This window comes from Pedococcus sp. P2_E2, assembly GCF_056403955.1.
Window position 1 is genome coordinate 793,309 of sequence record NZ_JBFUEM010000001.1, and the last position, 18,153, is coordinate 811,461.

General features: G+C 67.8%; 18 protein-coding genes and 1 pseudogene. 9 read left to right on the plus strand and 10 right to left on the minus strand.

The genetic code is table 11. From position 1 onward, the window contains the following. Positions 1–119: 119 nt before the first annotated feature. A complete protein-coding gene (locus tag AC1DWR_RS03725; protein ID WP_477623680.1) occupies positions 120–1,862 on the plus strand; it encodes a SulP family inorganic anion transporter in 1,743 nt (580 codons plus the stop codon). Positions 1,863–1,888: 26 nt separating this feature from the next. Here AC1DWR_RS03725 and AC1DWR_RS03730 read toward each other — a convergent pair whose 3' ends face one another. Beyond that, positions 1,889–3,907 carry a DUF4389 domain-containing protein gene (locus AC1DWR_RS03730; protein WP_477623681.1) on the minus strand — a complete coding sequence of 673 codons (2,019 nt, stop codon included), beginning with the start codon at positions 3,905–3,907 and terminating at the stop codon, positions 1,889–1,891. Positions 3,908–4,108: 201 nt separating this feature from the next. Between AC1DWR_RS03730 and AC1DWR_RS03735 the strand changes: the two are divergent. From AC1DWR_RS03735 to AC1DWR_RS03755, 5 genes and pseudogenes are all read left to right on the plus strand, one after another. Next, positions 4,109–4,353, plus strand: a pseudogene (locus AC1DWR_RS03735) (response regulator transcription factor); the annotation flags it as partial. A 167-nt stretch (positions 4,354–4,520) separates the two neighbouring features. Continuing rightward, positions 4,521–5,438 (plus strand): universal stress protein, encoded by a 918-nt coding sequence (locus AC1DWR_RS03740; RefSeq protein ID WP_477623682.1) that lies wholly within the window; start codon positions 4,521–4,523, stop codon positions 5,436–5,438. A gap of 60 nt (positions 5,439–5,498) precedes the next feature. Then, on the plus strand, positions 5,499–6,446 hold the full coding sequence (locus AC1DWR_RS03745) for a universal stress protein (RefSeq protein ID WP_477623683.1): 948 nt from the start codon (positions 5,499–5,501) through the stop codon (positions 6,444–6,446). 9 nt (positions 6,447–6,455) lie between these two features. Further along, a complete protein-coding gene (locus tag AC1DWR_RS03750) occupies positions 6,456–6,890 on the plus strand; it encodes a pyridoxamine 5'-phosphate oxidase family protein (RefSeq protein WP_477623684.1) in 435 nt (144 codons plus the stop codon). Positions 6,891–7,010: 120 nt separating this feature from the next. Continuing rightward, positions 7,011–7,265, plus strand: a complete 255-nt coding sequence (locus AC1DWR_RS03755) for a hypothetical protein (RefSeq protein WP_477623685.1) — start codon at positions 7,011–7,013, stop codon at positions 7,263–7,265. A 416-nt stretch (positions 7,266–7,681) separates the two neighbouring features. On the opposite strand, the gene AC1DWR_RS03760 is transcribed toward AC1DWR_RS03755, so the two are convergent. Further along, a complete protein-coding gene (locus tag AC1DWR_RS03760) occupies positions 7,682–8,305 on the minus strand; it encodes a CBS domain-containing protein (protein ID WP_477623818.1) in 624 nt (207 codons plus the stop codon). Between the two features lie 174 nt (positions 8,306–8,479). On the opposite strand from AC1DWR_RS03760, the gene AC1DWR_RS03765 reads away from it, so the two are divergent. Further along, a complete protein-coding gene (locus tag AC1DWR_RS03765) occupies positions 8,480–9,331 on the plus strand; it encodes a universal stress protein (protein ID WP_477623686.1) in 852 nt (283 codons plus the stop codon). On the opposite strand, the gene AC1DWR_RS03770 is transcribed toward AC1DWR_RS03765, so the two are convergent. The 3 genes from AC1DWR_RS03770 to AC1DWR_RS03780 all read right to left on the minus strand — a co-directional run bounded on the left by AC1DWR_RS03770 (position 9,260) and on the right by AC1DWR_RS03780 (position 11,626). After that, positions 9,260–10,675 carry an acetyl-CoA hydrolase/transferase C-terminal domain-containing protein gene (locus tag AC1DWR_RS03770; protein WP_477623687.1) on the minus strand — a complete coding sequence of 472 codons (1,416 nt, stop codon included), beginning with the start codon at positions 10,673–10,675 and terminating at the stop codon, positions 9,260–9,262. The genes AC1DWR_RS03765 and AC1DWR_RS03770 overlap by 72 nt on opposite strands. Then, positions 10,672–11,124 carry a pyridoxamine 5'-phosphate oxidase family protein gene (locus AC1DWR_RS03775; RefSeq protein WP_477623688.1) on the minus strand — a complete coding sequence of 151 codons (453 nt, stop codon included), beginning with the start codon at positions 11,122–11,124 and terminating at the stop codon, positions 10,672–10,674. Before AC1DWR_RS03775 ends, AC1DWR_RS03770 begins: the two co-directional genes overlap by 4 nt. Positions 11,125–11,218: 94 nt before the next feature. Beyond that, on the minus strand, positions 11,219–11,626 hold the full coding sequence (locus AC1DWR_RS03780) for a hypothetical protein (RefSeq protein ID WP_477623689.1): 408 nt from the start codon (positions 11,624–11,626) through the stop codon (positions 11,219–11,221). Between the two features lie 202 nt (positions 11,627–11,828). On the opposite strand from AC1DWR_RS03780, the gene AC1DWR_RS03785 reads away from it, so the two are divergent. Beyond that, entirely contained in the window at positions 11,829–12,764 is a 936-nt protein-coding gene (locus AC1DWR_RS03785; protein ID WP_477623690.1) for a P-loop nucleotide/nucleoside kinase family protein, read from the plus strand. Between the two features lie 28 nt (positions 12,765–12,792). Here AC1DWR_RS03785 and AC1DWR_RS03790 read toward each other — a convergent pair whose 3' ends face one another. Both AC1DWR_RS03790 and AC1DWR_RS03795 read right to left on the minus strand, forming a co-directional pair. Then, positions 12,793–13,401, minus strand: a complete 609-nt coding sequence (locus AC1DWR_RS03790; protein WP_477623691.1) for a flavodoxin family protein — start codon at positions 13,399–13,401, stop codon at positions 12,793–12,795. 111 nt (positions 13,402–13,512) lie between these two features. Beyond that, a complete protein-coding gene (locus tag AC1DWR_RS03795) occupies positions 13,513–14,106 on the minus strand; it encodes a hypothetical protein (protein ID WP_477623692.1) in 594 nt (197 codons plus the stop codon). Between the two features lie 221 nt (positions 14,107–14,327). Here AC1DWR_RS03795 and AC1DWR_RS03800 point away from each other — a divergent pair, with 221 nt between their 5' ends. Next, the gene (locus AC1DWR_RS03800; RefSeq protein WP_477623693.1) at positions 14,328–15,293 is read left to right on the plus strand and encodes a universal stress protein; all 966 of its coding nucleotides are present in this window, start codon (positions 14,328–14,330) and stop codon (positions 15,291–15,293) included. A 74-nt stretch (positions 15,294–15,367) separates the two neighbouring features. Here the strand turns inward: AC1DWR_RS03800 and AC1DWR_RS03805 are convergent, their stop codons facing one another. The 3 genes from AC1DWR_RS03805 to AC1DWR_RS03815 form a co-directional block, all read right to left on the minus strand. Continuing rightward, positions 15,368–16,270, minus strand: a complete 903-nt coding sequence (locus tag AC1DWR_RS03805; protein ID WP_477623694.1) for a universal stress protein — start codon at positions 16,268–16,270, stop codon at positions 15,368–15,370. Positions 16,271–16,352: 82 nt separating this feature from the next. Further along, complete coding sequence (locus AC1DWR_RS03810; protein WP_477623695.1) at positions 16,353–17,330, minus strand: universal stress protein; 978 nt, start codon at positions 17,328–17,330, stop codon at positions 16,353–16,355. Positions 17,331–17,421: 91 nt separating this feature from the next. Next, positions 17,422–18,126, minus strand: a complete 705-nt coding sequence (locus AC1DWR_RS03815) for a cation transporting ATPase C-terminal domain-containing protein (protein WP_477623696.1) — start codon at positions 18,124–18,126, stop codon at positions 17,422–17,424. Positions 18,127–18,153 lie beyond the last annotated feature (27 nt).

An 18,153-nucleotide genomic window follows, 5' to 3' on the forward strand; every position in this document is an offset into this window, starting at 1 on the left:
GGCCCGGGATCTTGCCCCTGTGACAGGTGTTCCGGCGGACGTGAGAATGGGACGCTGGACACCGGGAGGAGGCGTGGCGTGATGACTCTTCTGACCCGCGGCGGCCTCAGGCCAGCGACGTGAGCCGGCTGCGATCGCAGGGTGGACGGCGTTGGGGCCGGGTGACGCCGGGTGTCGCAGCGTTCGCCGGCTACAAGCGGGGGTGGCTGCGTGGTGACGTCCTGGCCGGGGTCACGGTTGCGGCATACCTCATCCCGCAGGTGATGGCGTATGCCGAGGTCGCCGGGCTCCCCGCAGTGGCGGGGCTATGGGCTGCCTCGGTGTCACTGCTCGTCTATGCGGTGATGGGGTCGTCACCCCAGTTGTCCGTGGGCCCTGAGTCGACCACCGCCCTGATGACCGCCACGGCGCTGGCGGGTCTTGCAGCAGGGCAGCCGGAAAGGTACGCGGCCCTTGCCGCCGTGCTCGCGGGTCTGGTGGGCCTCATCTGCGTGGTCGCCTGGGTGGCACGTCTGGGTTTCCTGGCGGACCTGCTCTCGCGGCCGGTGCTCGTCGGCTACATGGCGGGAGTGGCCCTACTCATGGTGGTGACCCAGCTGGGCAAGGTCACCGGGCTGACGGTGGAGGGCGACTCACCGGTGGAGGAGGTCGGCTTCGTCCTGCGTCACCTGGGGGACGTCGACCCTCCCACGGCAGTCCTGGCTCTTCTCGTCCTGACCTTCCTGTTTCTTGCGAGCCGGTACTTCCCGAAGGCCCCCGTCCCCCTCATCGGGATGCTTCTGGCAACCGGGGTCGTTGCCCTCTTCGACCTCGATGCGACGGGTGTGTCGGTGGTGGGAGCCATCCCGCGCGGGGTCCCTGCTCTCCAGCTGCCACACATGGGGCCGGAGGATCTGCTGACGCTCCTGCCTGCGGCCCTCGGAGTCGCCATGGTCGCGTTCTCTGACAACGTGCTGACAGCTCGCGCTTTCGCCGCACGCAACGAGACTGCCCTCGACGCCAACCAGGAGCTCCTGGCTCTCGGCGCCGCAAACCTCGCTTCCGGTGCGGCCCAGGGGTTTCCCGTGAGCAGTAGCGGGAGTCGGACGGCGATCGGCGACTCGCTGGGCAGCCGGACCCAGCTCTATTCGCTCGTGGCGCTGGGTGCCGTCGTGCTCTCCGTCGCGTTCCTCGGACCGGTGCTGGCCGCCTTCCCACGGGCAGCCCTCGGGGCGATGGTCGTATATGCCGCGGTGCGTCTGGTGGACCTGCCCGAATTCCGCCGCATCGCTGCCTTTCGCCGTGTGGAGCTCGCGCTCGCCGTCGGCACCACTGCCGCTGTACTGGTTCTCGGAGCGCTCCAGGGGGTCCTCGTGGCCGTCGCCCTTTCCGTGCTGGACCTGGTCCACCGCGTCACCCGCCCTCACGATGGCATCCTTGGCTACGTGCCCGGCCTTCCCGGGATGCACGACATCGACGACTATCCGAAGGCCACACCCGTACCCGGACTGGTGGTCTACCGCTATGACTCACCCCTGTTCTTCGCGAACGCTCAGGACTTCACGAGGCGGGCGTTGGCAGCCCTCGACGCGGCACCCGCGCCAGCCAGATGGTTCCTGCTCAACGCCGAGGCCAACGTCACCGTCGACCTCACAGCGGCTGACATCTTGGAGTCACTTCGCCAGGAGGTCGGCCGACGAGGGGTGGTCTTCGCGATGGCCCGGGTGAAGCAGGACCTGCGAGACGATCTCCAGCGCACCGGATTCCTTGCGAGAGTGGGGGAGGAGCGAATCTTCATGACCCTACCCACCGCCGTACAGGCGTACGTCGAGTGGTCGATAGCGAACCTCGGCGGCCCGCCCCCGGGCTTTCAGCGTCCGTAGCACGCCCGGTGGTCAACCCCGTCGGGTCAACCCGTCGCACTCGTGGAAGCCTCGCTCGAAGGTCGAGTCGGTAGTACCACCAGTGTCCTGGGCAGAGCGACATCCGGAGCATCGAGGTAGACCTCCCAAGCATCACCGCTCGGACTCATGCCATGCGCGGATGCGTAGGCGTGCAACGCCTGGTGCGCGTTCCGAGTCTCCGCATAGCCGCCCCGATGGGTCGTCCGCAGTGCAGACCCCCCGGGTAGGTGAGTCGCCTTGACGTCTCCCTGCCCGAGCAGCATGCCACTCACGGGGAAGCCTGCCTCCACTGAAAACGTTCCGTCAGGCTCGGGGTGCACCCGGGCGAAAGGGGGTCCGGAGACGTGCATCCCGTCAGCCGGGGCGACCTCGCTCACGCGCGTGAACGCAGCTCTGAGGAAGGAGCCGAACTGGCCTTGACCGATCGTGCCACGAACCACCAGCGCGGGCTGTTCGTGCAGGGTGAAGGACTCGATCTGGTACTCGAATGGCTGCGCCGTCGAGGTGCTGCGACTCTCGTCGGTGCCGAGTCCGGAGAGTCGACGGCTCGCGCGTCGAGCTGCCGTGGCGACCAAGGAGACGCCACTGACAAGAAGGATGAGGCCTCCGATCAGCACGGCGATCCCGGCCCGACCCAGCCAGGGCAGCCGGGCACCAACCCTGACCTGCGCGCTCACATCGGGGGAACCGTCGGCGTTCATGAGCACCAATGCCCAGTCACCACTGCGTGGAGTCCAGTTCAGCTCCTGCGAACCGGTGCCGACCGCTGACACATCCCAGATGGACTGCGCGGTCGGCGGCGTTGTCGGTGCAATGCCGGTGATTTCGCGGCCTCCCGCCCAAGCTGAGTCTGGGACGAACCGGGCCACGTTGCCCAGGTACTGCTGGACTTCGCTCGAGGGCGCGATGCCGAGGAACACGGCCTCGCCTTCGGGAGCCGTGGCCTGGAGTCGCACGTCCCCCAGCATCCGTCGCGGGAGCATCGTGGCGCCGGGTGCGGTGTCGATGCGCAGGGAAGGCATCGCCACGGCATAGCCGGAGCTGCTCACGTGCCCTTCGGCAGAACTGACGTAACCCGAACCGTCACGCAGGGCGGTGTCGGCGACCAGCAGCGACAGACCCCCGGTCAGCATGGCCAAGGCGGTCAGTCCCAGGACGGAACCGACGACCACACTGACGATCCTGCCTGCGGTCCAGCCGGCCCGAGCCTCCGAACCCCGTCTGCTGGTCGTTGCCACGGCGGGCGAGGGGGGCGCGGCAGACGCCACGGCCGGCGCGGTCGGTGCGGCCGGACCCCGTTGCCCCGGGCCCGTGGAGACATCCGTCCCGCCGGGCTCGTCGGGACCCAGGTCGAGGCGGAAGGGGGGGTAATCGTCAGTCATCAGAGCGGCATAGGCGCACACCCGCAGAACCCACCGGTTCAGCCCCATCACCAAGTCGTACACAGAACGCGGGTACCGACCGGTGAGGGCAAGCACAACCGCCCCGACCAGCACGAGGAGTCCGACCAGTCCGCCACCCCAGGCAAAGCGCGCTGGCGAGTCATCGTTCGCGATCCACCACGTGCCACCACCGGCGAGAATGCCGACCACCAGGTAGTGCGGCAATGCAAGCAGCCACCACTTGACGAGCACCAGCCCCCGGGACAGGTGCTCGGGGTAGTCGACCTCGAGGTGCGCCGGGTAGTCGGGAACGTCAGAGAGCGTGAACGGCGGGTACCGGTCGGTGGCGAGAGCGCTGTACCCATAGTAGGAAACACGCCAGCTCCAGCGCATCACTCCCACGTTGAAGTCGAACAGTGCCCGGGGGTAGCGGCCCGTGACGAGAATCGCTACAAACGCCGCCAGGCTCAGCACCACAAAGGCGATCCAGAGGAACGCCAGCACGACGACGTGCGGGATGACGAGCAGCCATTTCACGAGCCACAGCCACCGCGACGCGTGCGGTTGGGAAGCGGCCTGCACTCGCACGGGGTAGTTGGGAGACTGTCGCGGGGTCGGGGGCGCGGCCATCGTGGTCGACATGGGATTTCTCCTTTGCTGGTCACCTCCACCGTCTCTCCCTCCTCGGTGGGGTGACAGGGACTTTCGACCCGTCGTGACGCGGTGATATCCAGCCAGTTCGCTGGGCGGCCAGGTCTTGACTGTCCTGAACTCTTGTCCTGTTCTGGACCTCCTGCATCGCGTGACACGGCCGCGCGACGGAGTCTCGGTGGTCGCCACGTGCAGGACCCACGGCTCGCCGAGCTCTTCCCGCAGGAGCGCCGCATCCTGGAACACATCGCTGAAGGCCTGACCAACCGTCAGATCGGTGAGACCCTGTCATTGCCCGAGAAGACTGTGAAGAACTACGTGACGTCGGGCTGGGCAAGACGGGCATGGAGAACCGGACCCAGGCGGCGGTTTACCTCGCCACCACGACGGGGCACACCCCTCGGCCCGCGACGCGCGGCGAGACCGGGTCATCCTGAAACCGACGACGTGGCGGGGTCCTGGCCCCCCGTACCTCCAGCTGGTCGTCACCTGGTTACCGGTGACAGTCCCGGGACCAAAGGCCCCGGTGACGACTCGTCCGGCGAGTGATGCTGGCATGCAACCGGTCACGACTACGTGGTCGGGCGTGAGGACGGTGGAGACCATGCCAGTGAAGACACCCAGGACCGTGGTTGTGGGATGCGACGGGTCGTGGCACAGCCACCGCGCCGTCACCGCTGCAACTCTCGAAGCGGTACGCAGGGACGCAGACCTCGTCATCTTGTCGATCCCCGACCTTCGCGATGCACGAACTGACCGACTTGCAGACGTCGCTCGTGGCGAGCACGACGCTCTGTCCACGGCGACAGGCATGGCACGAACGGGCTTGGCGTGGGCTCGCGAGATCGACCCAGCCGTGAGCGTTTGTCCCCTCGTCGTGCCTCTCGAGGCACCGGAGCTGACGGCCCTTCTGGCCGAGACCGACCTGCTGGTCCTCGGTGGGCACGGTCGAGGCGGTCAACGCGCCTTCTCGCTGGGGTCGACGAGCCTCCGGCTCGCACACAGCGCCACAGCGCCGCTGATGCTTGCCGCGCCGGACGGCCCTGAGGTCTCGACCGGTCAACAGCCAACAGTGGTGGTCGGCCTCACTCCTCAGTCGTGGTCACATCACGCGCTCTCCTACGCCGCGGCACAGGCGGCCGCTCGGCACATCGCCCTCGTCGTGGTGCAGGCGGTCCTTCCGGGCCAGCCGCACCTGGCCGCCGCTGTCGGCCGGGCCGAGCGGGAATGCGCTGACGCTGTCGAAGACGTTGAGACGGATGGTGCGGCGGCCTCGATCACGGTGTCGGTCTCGGTCGCGCCGGTCGCGGACGCACTGCTGGCCGCGTGCTCAGCGGGGGACCTATTGGTTCTCGGGAACCGGGGCAAGGGCAGGCTGCGGGGCCCGGTTCCCGGCTCACTCACCCAGAAGCTCCTGGAGACGGCAATTTGCGACGTCGTACTGGTGCCAGAACCAGCGAGCGAGGACGCGATCGCAGCTCCGTCAGCGGCATTCCCTGGAGCAGGTCTAGGGACTGAGTAGTCGCCGAGGCGCCTAGAACGCCGCACTCCGTGACGGGATCCGTTCGGGACCAATGACCCTGTGGCCGCTCGGCGGGCGCTGCCACGATCGTCGTATCAATCCCATTACCAGGACCCTGGAGGAGCAATGGATACCAAGGTAGGACGCCGCCCGGTGGTCGTGGGCTATGACGTGTTCGGAGCGAGCGACGCCGCGTTTGACTGGGCAGTTCAAGAGGCGGCGCGGCGAGAAGCCCCGCTTCACATGTTCGTCGCGCGTGGTGTTCTGTACAACGCCGCGCCGGGCTTCGGAGCAGCAACACCCTGGCCGAGTGATCTCACCGGTGAACTCGTCAACGAGGCTCGCAGCTATGCGGCCTCGCGCGCACCCGGCGCATCAGTGACCATCGACTCCGCGCTCGGATCGCCTGCCTCCTCTCTGGTGGAGGCCTCACACAAGGCTGACCTCATCGTTGTTGGTCGCCGGCACCACACGGCAGTCGGCGAAGCCATCGCCGGATCGACATCGACCCAGGTAGTGGCCCACGCAGCCTGCCCGGTCGTCGTTGTCGATCGCGAGTTCGACTGCCCACCCACGGCCCCCATCGTCGTGGCGGTGGACGGTTCGCCGGCGAACGACGCCGCGCTCGCCTTCGCCTTCGAGCGGGCCTCAACGCTGTCCGCCCCCGTGGTGGCGCTGCACGCGTGGTGGCTCGACGTCCCGGATCGGATCGGCGTCTCATGGCTCAGCGAGGACAAGGTCACGGACATCGGCGACGCTCACGAGCGGCTGCTACAGGGGGCCGTGGCTGCGTGGTCGGCGAAGTACCCTGAGGTGGACGTTCGCAGGGTCCTGGTCCGCCAGCTGCCGGTCGAGGCGATCATCGCGGAGGCTGAAGGGGCACAGCTCATCGTTGTCGGCAGCCGCGGCCACGGAGGGTTCACCGGTCTTCTACTCGGCTCGGTGAGCCAAGGGCTGCTGCACCACGAGCGGCCCTGCCCCTTGGCTGTCATCCACACCCAGGAATAGGTGCCTGCGATGACTACCGACGTCCCCACCGACCACAGCGGTCTGCGCGTCATGGGCACCGATGAGTGCCTCGAGCGGATTCGCTCGACAGCCGTCGGCAGGGTGGCCTTCACCCGCGACGGAAAGATCGTCGTGCTGCCGGTTCACCATGTAGTAAGATGCATGGACGTCTACTTCCGGACGAGCGGGGGATCCAAGATCGAGGCTGCGGCCGACCACGACCCGATGGGCTTCGAGGTGGACGTGTACGACGCGTCAGCAGCTACTGGCTGGAGCGTCGCCCTGTCGGGCACAGCCTCCGTCGTGGACGACGATGAGACCGCAGCAGAGCTCAACGGTCTCGACCGTCGGCCCTGGCCGATCAGTGAGGCGGACGTTGGAGACTCCGTGTGGATCCGGATCAGGTCCGACGAGATCACAGGGCGCGAACTGCTGCCGCACTAGACGGTCCAGGTTCAGTCCGTGCGATGCCTGAATTGTCTCGCTTGCGGGACGGCGCGCTGCTCGGGTGAGCAGGAGGTCGCAAGGAGGTGCCTCCAACAGTGACGCGTCGAGGCTGTCTGCATGCACCTCGGTGGGCGAGTGCACGCCCACGACGAGAACGTCGTCGCCTTCCACGTGGTCGCGCAGTGCGTCCGTCACGGGTCGATGGGTGACGACCACTCGCGACGGGGGGTGCGGCGCGCCGGTGTTGTCGGAGGGCAGGGCCATCAACCAGCGACGTTCCATCCCATGGCCCGGCACATCGACTACTCGCGACTCGGCATGCAGGACGATGAGGTGCCGCTGACGCAGGTCGGCCTCCCGCCCTGCTGCTGAGACGAGGTGTGCTGACTCCGGGCTGTCGGGAACACCGACCACGACAGCCGGCTCGCGCAACCGAGCCAGCGCCTGGACGCGTGGGTCCGCCACGACGTACACATCGACGACCTGCGCGAGCTGCGAACGGGCGGCTGTCCCAAGGCTGGTCGTGTCGGTGACGACCAGGGTTGCCCGCGCCACCTCCGCGAGCAAGGCGTCCGGCATACCAGCGTGCGAGACTTCGGCGACAACATGCCAGCTCGCCGTTACTCCGAGACTCGCCGCAGCGGACCGCCACGACGACCACTGCGGTGGGGGTGGTCCAGTTGACAGCAGGCGCAAATCAGCCCCGCGCACAGCGGACTCGGCCGTGGCCCGTGCCATCACGCGGATGGACAGGTCGGCCCGGAGCCAGGCCACGACGCAGGAGTCCTTCATGCCTCTCGCCCCACCTCGTGGTCGGGGGCCTCTTCCGCTGACCCGAGCTGCACGCTCCGAACACCGCGCACGGTCGCAGCGGTCGCCAGTGCAGCCTCAACGAGGTTGGTGTCGGGGGGATCGATCGTCACATGTCCTGAGCGCACAACGGCGACCCACTCCGGGTGTCCGGCTGCTGCAAAGGCGCCGAGTACCGCTTGGGTGATCACTGTGTCGGGTACCGCCAGCGAACGCAGGATGTCGCTGCGGCTCACCATTCCGACGAGGCGGCCCTCCTCCACGACGGGCATGCTCTTCCAGCCCGTGTCCGCCAGGGCCAGAGCCACGTCCGAGCAGTCGGTGTGCGTTGTGACGCACACCGCATCAACCGTCATGACTTCGTCCACGGTGCGGTCCCGGCGCGAAATGGCCTCTTGAGGCCGCAGGTGAGCTCGGGGGTCAGGGGGGAGAGGCTCCCGGAGGACGTCTGCCTCCGAGATGATTCCCACCACTCGCAACTTGGCATCCACCACAGGGAGGGCACTGATCCCGGCGGCTCCGAGTAGCTGTATCGCGTCCTCGAGCGTCGCGCCTCGGCGGATGCTCACCGCAGGCGAGGTCATGACATCGGCGACCAACATCACCCACCGTCCCTTCCATGTCGTTGACCTCCAGCGTTCGCCATCTGGCCCATCGTGCACAGGGCACTTGGTCCCGGACGGGACCAAGTGCCCTGTGCCACAACCGTCACGAGCGACAGGCTTGGTCCCAAGGAAGGAGACGGGGGCAGGAATGGATGACTGGAGGGTCTCGAGATGAGCACAGTGGTGGCACAGGGCGCGGTCGTCGTCGGGCTGGACGGTTCGCAGCAGTCGTTGGTCGCGCTCGACTGGGCCATCGAGACTGCCCAGCTTGAGCGCCGGGCTCTGCACCTCGTCCACGCGCACGGACGACGCCGGGGTGCGGATGGCGAGGCCGCGAAGGTCATCTCTACGGCGAGGGAGCGCGCTGCAGTCGTGGCTCCGGGACTGCGCGTGAGCGACACCGTGGTCGACGGATCGGGCGAGTCCGCGCTGATCGCGTCATCTAGGCAGGCCGCCATCGTGTGTGTCGGAGCCCACGGGCGGGGTGGCTTGGTTCCCGCCATGCTCGGGTCCACAGCGCTGGCCGTGGCGGCGTCCGCACTCTGCCCGGTGGCAGTGATCCGCCCCCGGGACATGGATCGGGACGTTCCCCGGCGAGTCGTGGTGGGCGTCGATGAGTCCGCCGGTTGCCACGACGCAATCGGATTCGCTTTCTCACAAGCCGACGCCCGCCACCTGCGTCTCACCGCGGTGCACGCCTGGCACGGCTCGGACCGGATCGGGCTCAGTGCCGCGGTCACACCGTCGGAACGCTGGCAGACCAAGATCGGCAACGAAGAGGCGGCCATGGCAGAGTCGCTGGCCGGATGGGCCGAGAAGTACCCCGACGTGCAGCTCAGCCGGGTGTCGATACGCAAGCAACCAGCGGCGGCCATCCTGGCAGCGGCGGATGACGCAGACCTCGTCCTACTGGGCTCTCGTCACCCCAGGCCGCGCCCCGACCTCGTCGGCTCACCGACGGTCCGACGAGTGCTCCACGACATTTCGTGTCCGGTCGTGGTCGTCCCCCAAGTCTCGGGCTGAAGAGGCAGGGGCCGGCCTGTCCAGGGTCGCGTTCAGCACCGGTTGCCGTGTCCCAGACGCCGTCCTGGTCCGAGGAGCATCACCGGCCACTTCCGGAGCTGAATCGGCGAGGCCGAGTTCCCTCGCGTCCTCCCAGAGTTCGGCGCGAACCGATGGATGAGCCGCCTGATCGATGAGGTGCCTGGCCTGTGACTGGGCGTCCCAACCCATGACCTCGGCAGTCCCCTGCTCGGTGATGACGGCCGTGTGCTGGAACGAGGTCACCGGTCCCTCGAGAAGGCCGACGATGGCTGACGCGTCGGCCCGCGGATGCCACGACCGCAGTGCCATCAACGCCTGACCGCCGACGGAGTCCATCGCTCCGACAACGAAGTCGCACTGGCCTCCGAACCCCGAGTACAGGCGCGATCCGATGTGGCTCCCGTTCGCCTGGTCGAACAGGTCGACGGCCAGCGCGGTGTTGATGCTCGTCATTTGCGGGTTGGCGGCAATTCGTCCCGGGTCGTTCACGGTCTCGGTGCGCAACATCTGGATTCGCGGGTTCTCGTGCAGCCAAGCCATCAGCCGCGCGCCCCCTGCGGCGAAGGAGGCAACAACGTCGCGCTCTCGGTCGAGGGCCCCGGCCCGATCGAGGTCGAGGATCCCGTCCGAGACCATCTCGCTCCACACTCCGAGCTGGTGACGAGCTGTCAAGCGGGGGACGACCGCATCGGGGATGGCGCCGATCCCCAGCTGAAGGGTCGAACCAGACCGCACTCGGGCTGCGACCTGGGTGCCGATACTCACGATGTCGGAACCAACGGACGGAACCCTCGGGTGGGACCGCTGTGCACTGGTGGTGGTCAGGACACCATCGAGGTTGTCGACACGCAGCGTGCCGTCGCCAAACGTGAAGGGCATGTCGTCACGTGACTCGGCAAGAACTACGCCGCCGGCCGCACGGCATACCTCCATCGCAGCGGGCAGGATGTTGACCTCGGCTCCCAACGACCAGCTGCCCGCGATCGGTGCCGACACCGTCACGAGGACGAGATCCGGCACGAACCTCGTGGCAAGGAGCGTCGGTACGTGGGACAGGCGCGCGGGAAGGTAGGAGAGTCCAGCCGTGCCCCGCATCCCGGAGCCGACGAAGGGGGTCACGTGGGCAACTCCCGGTCGAGTGGGTATGCCGTATGGCGCGTTGAGCATGAACAACTCGAACCGTGGCACCGAGTCGTCGAGCAGCTGCAGAAGGGTCCACGGTGCGGACGCGTTGCCACTGGCCACCACCCGTAGCGGCCGGTCGTGTTGCGTCGCCAGTCCGCGGAGAACGGTGACGATGGCGCTCCGCGTCGACGTGATCACGCCCGCGTCACGCCTCCGGCGACGGCGAACCGCCGGCCCGTGATGGAGTCGGGGACGATCCGAAGGAGATGTGGTTTGGAACCCTTCGCCCAGGGGATCAGCGGGAGGCTCAGAACCTCGATCGCCTCGTCCACGTCGAAGACCTCGACGGCCCGGCCCTTGAGGACCACACTCCAGGCCGCACCGGCATGGAGATCGTACCCGTCGACCTCGAAAGCCACCCGACGCTTGCGGGCGGCTTGGTGCTTGGTGCCACCCGCCGTGCGAATGACCACGGTCCCGTGGTCAACCGCGTAGTTCACGGGAAAGATCTCAGGTGCGCCCTCGTAGATGACCGCCAGACGCCCCACGACACCCTCGCGCAACAGGTCCCATGACTCTGCCGCAGTGGTGACGTGGACGTCGTCCTGATCGGGTTGTTCAGTCGGGTTCGTGCGTTTGGTGTCCATGTCCTACATCGTCGGTCGAACCGATGGGAGTCCACAGGGTCCAAGGTCCCTGTCGGCTTCGCGGGGGCGCAGCGAGACTGAACTGATGGCAGAGCTACCGACAGTAGACCGCGATCTGCAGTCGCAGGCGCGGACCTCGCCGGGTGCCGACGAGCGCACGATCGCGGGCGCGGAAGTGCGAGAGACCCACTCCGCCGTGGTGCTGCTGTGCGGTGACCACGCCTACAAGATCAAGAAGCCTGTCAACCTCGGTTTCCTCGACTTCAGCACCCCGGCTCGGCGCAATGTGGCCTGTCGCCGGGAGTTCGCACTCAACCGCCGGATGGCCCCTGACGTCTACCTCGAGGTGCTCGACCTCGTGGATGGGCGTGGCCAGAATCGCGACAGCGTCCTGGTGATGAAGCGGATGCCGGCAGATCGCCGCCTCGCGACCCTCGTCAGGCAGGGTATTGACGTCACATGGGCGATACGCCAGCTCGCGAAGCAGATCGCCGTCTTTCATTCGACGGCGAGAACCAACGCCGAGATCAGTGCAGCCGGAAGCCCGGCGGCGCTCGGAGAACGGTGGCGGTCCAACGTCGCCGGGTTGCGGGCACTGGCTCCCAGCCGCCTGTCCCCTCGTTGTCGACGAGATCGAGACCCTGTCCACGGCATATGTCGCCGGGCGCAGCTCTCTTCTCGAGGACCGGGCGCGCGACGGGTGGGTGCGCGACGGTCACGGCGACCTTCTCGCCGACGACATCTTCCTCCTGACGGAGGGAGCGCAGGTGTTGGACTGCCTCGACTTCGACGACGCACTGCGCTGGATGGACGTGGTGGACGACCTCGCGAGCCTGGTAATGGACATCGAGCATCTCGGGGCCGCCGATGTCGCCGAGCAGCTGGTGCACGACTACCACGAGTTCTCAGGCGCGGTGGAGCCGAAGTCGCTGTCGCACCACTACATCGCGTACCGAGCGGTGATGCGAGCCAAGGTGTCGGCGATCCGCGAAAGCACGACGTCTGGCCGGGTCAGGGATGAGGCCGCGCTCGAGGCCGAGTTGTTGGCCGACTTGGGACTGCGCCATCTGCGCGCCGGCCTCCCTCGGCTAGTTCTTCTGGGAGGGGCACCCGCATCATCAGGTAAGTCAACGGTCGCCGATCAGCTCGGCGCGCGTCTGCCCGCAGCGGTCCTGAGCGCGGACCGCATCCGCAAGGAGTTGGCCGGCCTCAACCCCGTCGAGCACTACCCCGAAGCCTTCGGGCAGGGCATGTACTCGCTTGCCCACACCGTGGCAGTCTACGAGGCGCTCGCCGTCAAGGCGAGGTTCATCATTGCCTACGGCGAGACTGTGGTCGTGGACGCGTCGTTCTCAACGGCCGAGCAGCGAGAACTGTTCCACCGCATCGCGATTGACCTGCACACACCCCTCGTTGAACTTGAGTGCACGGCCCCGGCTCGGGTCCTCGCAGCCCGATTGCGAGATCGCGACCACGAGCCCAGTCGCTACAGCGACGCGGACCTCGTCATCGGAAGCAAGCTCGCGTCGCAACGCGAGTCGTGGCCCTCGGCGGTGCTGGTCAGTACGTCCACGAGCCAACCGGAGAGCGCGCGGCAGGCGCTGAGTGCCATCGAGGCTGCTTGGCAACACCTGCTGTGACTGGATCCGCTCCGCAGCGAATTGGTGGTCACCTGGCTGTGGCGCTCCCGGAAGTCACGTATGCGGCGGCCAGGGAACGGGCCCACGCGAGCGACGCGTCGCTCTGACCGTCGACTAGCGGCCCTTGCATCCCTACGACGTAGAAGGTCTGGGGGGCCACGACGACACGGACACCGAGGTGGCGCAACTTCTTTGCGGCTGCACCCGCGGCGGAGCCAGGCATTCGCGGGCGGGCGACCTTCGTGTCGAAGGCCGCAGCGACCAGGCCCGCCGGCAGGGCCTGGCGGCCGCTCTGTTGCAGGCGGCTCAGCCAGTCGCGGAGCCCCGACTCCGACGGACGGGCCGTTGCGGAAGCCTGTTGCCGTGCACTGTCACGGGTGTTCGCACGGCTGAGGCTGAAGGCGTGGGTCGGCGCACCCACCACCAGCAAGGCAACATCATCAGGGATGGGAGAGGGCGCCTCCCCGACCTCGATGAGGTCGACCTCGAAGTCACGGGACAGCCCGAGGGCCACGACCTCGGCCACGGCCTGGGTGTTCCCGAACATGGACTCGTAGACCACGAGGGCCGGCGGTCTCCTATCGGTCCGTGGATCGTCGCCTAGCGACATCTGCTCCAGCTCCTTCGTGCCGGTCATCCGCTCAAATATTTGTGTCAGAACTTTCGCTCCACCGGATCAGGTCACCGGTGCGGGCCCGACGCATCGCGACGGGCCCGTCCGACCTGCTTCGGGCGATCACATCGACCTCTACTTGAGGACCGAGTGGCGACGGACGATCGCCAGACGCTCCCACCAGCGGCCGAGGCCGAGGGTGCGGCCAGCCCCTGCGAGGGCGAGCATTACCAGGACCAAGGCGTAGACAAGGTGGTCGTCCATGAAGGGGTTGTTCTCCGGCGGCAGGGCGGCGCTCCACATCATGACGAGCATCGCTGTGCCGGACGCTGCGGCAATGCGCATGCCGATCCCGAGGACGAGTGCGAGCCCGATGCCGGCGAGGCCCACCATGAACAGCCAGTTCGCCCAGGAGTCACCGGCGAATCCTTGGTAGAAGTCTGCCAGCGGACCCTTGGTGCCGAACTTGAGGAAGCCCAGCGTTGGAGACCCCTCGTGGATCCAGGCTGCCGGGCCGAAGGTGTCGACCACATCGGTCTTCGCGTCGCGTCCGGTCGAGAACCCCAGTGCCAGCAGCTTGTCCAGGAACGCCCACAGGAACACCCAGCCGAGGGACAGGCGGGTGGCTGCGGCCACGTAGCGAAAAGCCTTGTTGCCAGCGGTCTCTGGGACCACCTCGTGGGTGGTCCGCGTGTCGCCATGGTGGCGGTTGCGAACGTTCGTGCTCATGGAATGCCTCCTTGGTCAGTGCCAGTGAACCTTGCTGGCAACTCCACTTTCCTGCTTGCCGGGGGCGTCGGGCAGGGACCAATGGCCCGACGTTCGTGTCGGTGCGCCGCTGGGCAGGACATGCTCGCCCGTGATTCGGGACCAAGGCCCCGGGCGGGCTGAGCCTCGTCAGAGCATCGTGGAGTCACGGGCGTGAGATGCCCGACGACGGAAGGAACCTGATGCAGCGCAGCACCTCAGTCGTCATCGGCTACGACGGATCGGGGCGTGCTCTTGCGGCTCTGAAGTGGGCGGCTCGGGAGGCAGCCTGTCGTGGTCTGCCCCTGCGAGTCATCCAGGTCGTTCCGTATGCCGGCACGCTGGCTTCCCTGCCTGGGGCCGGTGGGGAGCACTCCGGATCTGTGCGGGATCTCCTACTAGACGAAGGGATCCGGATTGCGAGCACTCTGGTGACGGATGGACAGGTCAGTGGAGCGCGCATCACCGGGCACCCGGCCGGAGTGCTCTCGGAAGCGGCGGCCGGGGCCTCGCTGGTCGTGGTCGGTCAGCGGTCACAGGACGACCCGGTCTCCAGCGCCGTCGGTTCCACCTCGATGGTCCTGGCGGACCATGCGCGCTGTCCGGTCGTCATCGTGCGAGGAGCAACGGGTCCCGAGCGCGCGGTACTCCCTGTGGTGGTGAGCGCAACGGGGGAGGCCAGCTCGCAGGCGGCCCTCGACTTCGCGGCCCACACGGCCCAGGTGCGCGGTGTTCCTCTGACGATCGTGGCTGCTTGGTCGCTGCCACCGGCTCGGGAATGGTCCCGTCCACCTCATGGCTTTGACACGGCCGGCCAGTGGGCGCGCGACCTGTGTACGCGCGCGACGGCCGCTGCGAGCAGGAGTGAGGACCATGTCCGGCACCAGTATCCGACCGTGGCGACGCAGACGCGGGTCCAACATATGGAGCCGGAGGACGCTCTCGTGCGTGGTTCGCGTCGAGGTGGCCTGGTGGTGGTCGGCTTCGGATGCGAAACCGGAACCGGACTGTTCACGGAGGCAACGGCGTCGACGCGGGGGTTGGGAAAGGGGGCGCAGGCGGTCCTGGCTCGGGCCGCCTGCCCGGTGGTCGTCGTTCCAGACGTCCCAGACGTCGCTGTCATCCCAGACGTCGCTGTCAACCAGACGTCGCTGTCAACGCTGCTGTGACCAGCGGGCGAACCGCCTGAATGATTGCGACGAGTCTCGGCGAACGGGTCGAGCGTCCGGAGTGATCGTGTCGATCAGTCGGCTTCGGGACCTCTCGGCAGGGACGGGACGACGAGGACCGGACAAAGGGAGTGGTGCAAGGCTCGGCTGCTGACCGAGCCCAGGAGCAGACCGGTGAATCCGCCCCTGCCACGGCTGCCCACCACCAACAGCTGGGCATCTCCTGAGGCCTCCTCCAGGACTGCGGTGGCATCACCACGGACGAACTGGGTGCGGACGTCGACATCGGGGTACTTCTCCTGCCAGCCGGCCAACATCTCGCTCATCATCACGCGTTGGGAGGCGGCTACTGCCGTCCACTCGTCGTTCAAGTCGACATCTTGGTCCCAGGCGATCTCCGACGAAAGTGGACTCGCCTCGTCCCACCACCAGGCATGCAACGCCACCAGAGGTGCCTGCCGAGCTGAAGCCTCCGCGAAGGCGATGCCCACGGCGCGACTCGAATGGACGTCTTCGTCGACACCCACCACCACGGGAAGGTCATCGTGAGTGCTCCACGCGTCGGGCACCACCATTACCGGGCATCGCGCGTGGCTGGCGACCTTGCCAGTAGTCGCCCCGAGGACAACGCTGCCCACGGTCCCAAGTCGACCGGCTCCCATGACGATCAGGGACGCTGTGCCGCTGGCGTTGACCAGGGCGGCCGACTGGTCATCGACCACAGTCGCAGAGCTGATGTCTACCGCGTCGGTGAGGACGTACGCCTGTTCGACGCATGCCGCCGTGAGGGCGGCCTGCTTCGCGAGGCGCTCCGGTGTCCACGGGACGATTCCGACGCCCGTGGCGTGGATGATGTGCACGGGCCGCCGGTGCAGGCGTCCCTGAGCGATGCCGACCTCGAGTGGCCGCTCGTCCGCAGGACTCCCGTCGACACCCACGACGATGGCGTCAATCGGCTGGGTTCTCTCACTGGTCATGGCTCCTCCTCTTGGGTATACCGCCAACGTGGCTTCCCGTGCGCGGTGGTGTCAGGGCGTAAGTCATGCTGCTGCAGGGGTGTCAGAGTCGTTCGCGCACCGGCGGAACGGGGAGGTGGAACTCGTGCTTCCTCGAAGTGGGTGCGGTGGACGGGGCGTCGTCCGACGAGGTGATGACGGCCACGGGACAGCGTGCGTCGTGCAGGACGTTCTGCGACACCGAACCCAGGACCATTCCTCTGACGCTGCCACGCCCTCGGGTCCCGACTACCAGCAGTGCCGCATTCTCGCTCTGTCGCACGAGCTCGGCCACGGGATGGCCGCGCACGACGTGTCGGCGCACATCGACGGTCGGGTACTCCGCGGCAAACCCAGCCACGGCCTCGGCCACCAGGGATCGCTCCTGCTCGTCGGCCTGTTGCGAGTCCACCGACCACGCCAGGGCGGCCGCGGTGGTATCGACGTCAAGGTCCCACGTGTGGACGACGGTGAGCCCGGTCCCACGACGGGCCGCGGCCTCGAAGGCGAACCGAAGGGCCGTCGTCGAGTCGGTCGTACCGTCCACGCCGACCACCACCCGCAGGTCGGACAGCGACCGACTGGGTGCTTCGCGCACCACAACGACCGGACAGTGTGCACGAGGCGTGACATAGGAGGAGACCGAACCCATGAGCATCCCGCGGACCCTGCCCAATCCTCTCGCGCCCATGACGACGAGGCCCGCCGTGCTCGATGCGTCGACTATGGCCGCTCCGGGGTCGCCAGGCAGGGTCCGGCCGGTGACCGCCAGGGTCGGATGAGCGACACGGACCCTGGCGACTGCTTCGGCGCAGCCGTCCTCGGCGGCCGCCTGGAGGGCGCTCGAAGGTTGAGGGGGCACAGGTTCCCCGGGTCCGGCGGACCGCGCCGCGGGGTAGTCGGGCGAGAAGGCCCGAAGCACCTCCAACGGGGCGCCGCGCAGCGCTGCTTCCGCTGCGGCCCAGTCGAGTGCCAGCGATGCGTGTGGCGAGCCGTCGACACCGACCACGACCGGTCGGTGGATGTGGGCTTGGGTGGTCATGATCTCTCCCTGGTGTGAGGACGTGTACCCACCGTCGCGCCGTCCCCGCACGGGGCACAGGGCATTTGGTCCCGCGCGCCGGAGGGCGGCTTCACGGTGCCTGCGCCCGGAGCAGACGGGTGACGACGCAGGCCAAGACGCCCGAGATGCCCACAAGGACCCACGTCTGAGTGCCGACCGCGACCGTGTCGAGCAGGAGGCGAACAGGAGGCAAGAGGGTGGCGGAGACCAGCATTGCGCCGGCCAGCAGTAGCAGCGGCAGGAGGGGATCCGACCACCATCCGGCCCCGGCGGCATCTGCCCGCCTGGTTCTGAGCCCCCACGCGACACCCAGCTGGCCGCCCCCGAGGGTCAGCAGGGCGGCTGTCTGACCGGAGCCCGACGGACTCACGGCAAGGGCAACCAGACTCGCCGCCGTGAGGAGCGCCGCGATGAGGACCGTCCGCCACCCCAGGCCTCCGGACAACAGGCTGCTCCCAGGGTGTCGTGGGCCTCGGCCAAGCGCCGCCGGGTCGGCAGGCTGGGCGGCTAGACCGGCGCCGGCGAAGGTGTGCGTGAGCAGGTTCAGCCACAGGATCTGTGCCGGAAGGAGCGGTAAGGGGGTGCCGAGCAGGGGTCCCAGCAACATGAGGAGGACCTCCGACCCGCCGCCCGCCAGACCATAGGTGAGGAAGCGCTGGATGTTGGCATAGACCCTTCGCCCTTCCTCCACCGCGGCGACCACGGTGCCGAGCTCGTCGTCAGTCAGGACGAGGTCTGCCGCCTGGCGAGCGACCTCGGAGCCTCGGATGCCCATCGCCACCCCGATGTCGGCCTGACGCAG